2 protein-coding genes are annotated in these 3,578 nt (G+C 69.5%); one reads left to right on the forward strand and one right to left on the reverse strand.

Annotation, left to right across the window (positions count from 1 at the left end; genetic code table 11):
• Window positions 1-2,093, reverse strand: a 2,093-nt coding sequence (locus EHS43_RS40190; protein ID WP_148104229.1) for a glycoside hydrolase family 2 protein, incomplete at its 3' end; no start/stop codon positions are given.
• A 153-nt stretch (window positions 2,094-2,246) separates the two neighbouring features.
• On the opposite strand from EHS43_RS40190, the gene EHS43_RS40195 reads away from it, so the two are divergent.
• Entirely contained in the window at window positions 2,247-3,560 is a 1,314-nt protein-coding gene (locus tag EHS43_RS40195) for an ABC transporter substrate-binding protein (protein WP_125195488.1), read from the forward strand.
• Window positions 3,561-3,578 lie beyond the last annotated feature (18 nt).

The following is a 3,578-nucleotide window of genomic DNA, read 5'->3' on the forward strand; positions in this document are numbered from 1 at the left end:
CCCCCACCCACGTCCGCCACCAGGAACTCCTTCGCTCCCGCCGGCACCACCTCCGCCGGTACCGCCACCTCCGCCACCGCTCGTCGGGCAGCGTGGAAGGGGACCTCGGTCTGGCCGAGTACCGAGCCGTCCACTGACATCCGCCGCAACCGCAGCACCCCGGACCACTGGTCGCCCGCTTGGTTGACGGCCGCCAACACCAGCCCCGGCCCTCGCTCCTGAACCGTCAGTAACCGATCCGCGTACAGTCGCCGCAGCTCGTGGTAGAGCGGTTTCTCCCGCCCGTCACTGTCTACCGCGGCCCAACTCGTCACCGGCCAGCAGTCGTTGAGCTGCCACACCACCGTCCCCGCGCACACCGGCCAGTGCGACCGCCAGTGCTCGATCCCGGCGGCCACGGCCCGCGACTGGTTGACCTGCGTGAGGTAGTGCCAGCGGTCGAAGTCCCCCTCGGGGAAGGAGAAACGGCGCTCCAGACCCCGCCGGAGCTTCCCGTTCCCGTCGTCCGCCTTCTGGTGGTGCAGCACCCCGGGGGAGTCCGCCTTGAGCTCCTCCCCGGGCAGCGCACGCGCGAACGTGGCGTACGCGGGCGGTGCCTGCCAGCCGAACTCGGCCACGAACCGCGGGACGCTGTCGCGGTACCCGGCGTAGTCGAGACGGTTCCACACCTCCCACGAGTGGTGCGTCCCGTGCGCCGGGTCGTTGGGATGGTGCTCCCACGACCCCGACCAGGGACTGCCCGCCGCGTACGGCCGCGTGGGGTCCAACTCGGCCACCACCCGGGGCAGTACCCCCAGGTAGTACCCCTCGCCCCACGAGTCCCCGGCGAGCCGCGCCTCCCAGCCCCAGTCCCGGAAACCCCACAGGTTCTCGTTGTTGCCGTTCCACAGCACGAGCGAGGGATGCGGCATCAGCCGTACGACGTTCTCCCGGGCCTCCGCCTCCACCTCGCCCCGGAGCGGCTGCTCCTCCGGATAGGCCGCGCAGGCGAAGGGGAAGTCCTGCCAGACCAGCAGCCCCAACTCGTCGCAGGCGTCGTAGAAGTCCTCGCTCTCGTAGAGCCCCCCGCCCCACACCCGTACCAGGTCGACACCCGCGTCGGCCGCCTGCCCGAGCCGCTCCCGGTACCGCTCACGGGTGATCCGGGAGGGGAACACGTCGTCCGGGATCCAGTTCACGCCGCGCGCGAAGAGCCGTTCGCCGTTGAGGACGAGCGTGAACCCCGTGCCGTGCTCGTCGGCCGACCGGTCCAGCTCCACGGTCCGGAAGCCCACCCGCCGCCGCCACACGTCCAGCGGCCGGCCCTCGTGCAGCAGCCTCAACTCGACTTCGTAGAGCGGCTGTTCCCCGTACCCGCGCGGCCACCACAGCCGGGCGTCCGGCACCTGGAGCCGTACGCTCCCCGAGGTCCCCTCGATCGCGGCGCGCGCCCGCACCCCGCCCACGAAGGCCTCCACGGTCAGCGGCGCCTCGACCCTGGCCCGCTCCACCTCCACCGCCAACTCGACGATCCCCGCGCCCTGTTCGACGGTCACCAGCGGGCGCACCCGTGCGAGCCGGGCCGTCGACCAGCGCTCCAGACGCACCGGCCGCCAGATCCCGGCCGTCACCAGCGTGGGCCCCCAGTCCCAGCCGAACGAGCAGGCCATCTTGCGGATGTACTGATACGGCTCGGCGTACGCGGCGGGCCGCTCGCCCAGCTTCGACCGCACCGCCTCGGCCTCGGCGTAGGCGGAGACGAACCGCACCGCGAGCCGCCCCGACAGGCCGGTCACGTCGAAGCGGTACGAGCGGTGCATGTTCCGTGTCCGGCCCAGGAGCCGGCCGTCGAGGAGGACCTCGGCCGCGGTGTCCAGGCCGTCGAAGACGAGATCGGTCTGCTCATGCCCGTTCGTGGGCGCTAGGTCCCTCTCGTAGATCCACTCGCGCCGCCCCACCCACGCGACCTCGCTCTCGTTGCGCCCGAGGAAGGGATCCGGGATCACCCCCGCCGACAGCAGGTCGGTGTGCACACAACCCGGTACGACGGCCGGCAGCGCACCCCCCTCGTGCCGCAGGATCCATCCCTCGGTGAGCGGTGTGGCCTGAAGCATGTACGCACTCCTAAACCGATCAAGTCCAGTACTGCGGAAGCTTTTTGGCATCGTTGGCGCGATACGGACTTTACCGGTTAAGAAAACGTTGTCAGAGTACCGAACCAGCCAACCCGCTCGTGCTCGTCCGTCCCGTGAACGGAGCTGATGCACATGAACCGCCGAACAGCCCTGGCCCTGGCCGTGGGAACCGCCCTGCTGATCCCCGGGTGCACCGGCACCGGAGGCGCGTCGAAGGGGGCCGAAGCCAAGGCCCCTGACGACCCGTCGAAGGTCACCGGGACCATCAAGGTCCTCACCGTCCGCACCGACCTCGTGCAGGACGGCACCATGAAGAAGTACGCCGCCGAGTTCAACAGGACCTACCCCAAGGTCAAGGTGGAGTTCGAGGGCCTCACCAACTACGAGGCCGAGGTCAAGATCCGGATGAACACCGAGAACTACGGTGACGTCCTGCTGATCCCCGCGGTCATCAAGAAGGCCGACTACCCGAGGTTCTTCGCCTCCCTGGGCACCGCTGCCGAACGCGGCAAGAAGTACCGCTTCACCGACTACACCACCGTCGACGGCAAGGTCTACGGCCAGAGCCCGATCGGCGTGGCCCCCGGCTTCGTCTACAACAAGCGGATCTGGAAGGAGGCCGGGGTGACCGCATGGCCCACCACCCCGGCCGAGTTCATCGCCGACCTCAAGGCCATCAAGGCGAAGACCGACGCGATCCCGTACTACACCAACTTCGCGGCCGGCTGGACGCTCACCTCCTGGACGTACGTCGACGGCGCCGTCAGTTGCGACCCGCAGGCCACCACGAAGCTCGCCGAGGGCGACCCGTGGGCGAAGGGCGCCGACCTGCGCGTGGGCGACACCCTGCTCCACGACATCGTGAAGGCGGGGCTGGTCGAGAAGGACCCCACGACCAGCAACTGGGAGGAGTCCAAGCCCCGTACCGCCAAGGGCGAGATCGCCACCCAGTGGCTCGGCACCTGGGCGATCGTGCAGTTCCAGGACGCGGCCAGGAAGGCCGGCGTGGACCCGGACGACATCGGCTTCATGCCGTTCCCGTCCCGGACGGACGGCAAGTTCTGCGCGACCGTCGCCCCCGACTACAACCAGGCCGTCAACGTCCACTCGAAGTACAAGGAGGCCGCCCGCGCCTGGATCGACTGGTTCACCGACAAGTCGACGTACGGGCGGGACAACCTGGCCATCTCCCCGTTGAAGAACGCCCCCATGCCCGAGGTCCTCAAGCCGTACGAGGAGCAGGGCGTGAAGCTCATCGAGGTCGACGACGCCAAGGGCGCCCGGGTCAAGCAGATCGACAGCGACTCGGAGGTGGGCATCTACGCCCCCGAGTACCGCCAGAACCTCGTCGACCTCGCCCGCGGAGCCCGCAAGGGCAGCCTCGACGGCTTCCTCGACGACCTCGGCACGCGCTGGACGAACGCCCAGAAGAACCTGGGGTCCTGATGGCGGACACCACCGAGA

It is taken from the genome of Streptomyces sp. RP5T (assembly GCF_003933965.1).
Classification (GTDB): Bacteria; Actinomycetota; Actinomycetes; order Streptomycetales; family Streptomycetaceae; genus Streptomyces.

What these genes read in the sequence shown, in the direction of transcription:
- EHS43_RS40195 (WP_125195488.1), top strand. Translation starts at nt 2,247, where the DNA reads ATGAACCGCCGAACAGCCCTGGCCCTGGCCGTGGGAACCGCCCTGCTG.